Source organism: Vibrio sp. 03_296, assembly GCF_002265885.1.
In genome coordinates this window covers 1-665 of the sequence record NZ_NPKW01001030.1, presented here as the reverse complement: position 1 = coordinate 665, position 665 = coordinate 1, and the positions used below count along the sequence as shown (strand labels likewise).

Below are 665 nucleotides of genomic sequence, written 5' to 3'. Positions count from 1 at the left end.
GCTTGGAGTATATTCAGAATTACGTACCAAGCAAAGTGGCTCACTGGTCGAAAGGCTATGGCACTTTCATTGTTGACGCTAAAAGTAAGCCATCTCAAAAATCGGTTATGCTGGCGTTCGAGTTAGTTCCTGACTCGAATTTTTCAGATATTAGGTATGCATTACTACCTCAATATCAAGGTAAGGGTACGCGTTTGAAGCTTCGAAGGCTGTGTTAAATTTCACCTTGGAATCGAGTTTGGTGTCTGAGGTTTATGGTGTAGCGGTAATAGAAAATTTGGCATCAGAAAAACTACTCCGTAAGCTTAGGTATGCAAGAATCCGCAGAGCGTTTATACGATAGTGATGACTTGGTTACTCTCTCGACTCAAACACGCATATAACAAACTGTTCAAGAGGGATTCGCAACGCGTGGCATTTTCACTATGCGTTGCGTTTAGTGTTTAAGGTGGTATGCGGCAGCTTCGGTATTGCGTCGCTCACCCCTTAACAGGGCGTTAGGCAAATCCAAGGAGTTTGAGATGAAACTGACATGCCATTGCGAAAATGTAACTCTTATTTTGAGTGAAATCCCAACAGAAGTTGGTGAGTGTAATTGTTCAATTTGTCGACGTTATTCTGCTTCTTGGGCGTACTTTTCTCCGGAACAAGTCGATGTCACCATG

Annotated in this window: 3 pseudogenes; all 3 read left to right on the top strand. The window is 42.9% G+C overall.

From position 1 onward, the window contains the following. Window positions 1-218 (top strand): annotated as a pseudogene (locus tag CIK04_RS34940) (hypothetical protein); the annotation flags it as partial. A 127-nt stretch (window positions 219-345) separates the two neighbouring features. After that, window positions 346-490, top strand: a pseudogene (locus tag CIK04_RS29630) (DUF3265 domain-containing protein). A gap of 31 nt (window positions 491-521) precedes the next feature. Further along, window positions 522-665: pseudogene (locus CIK04_RS35865) on the top strand (aldehyde-activating protein); the annotation flags it as partial.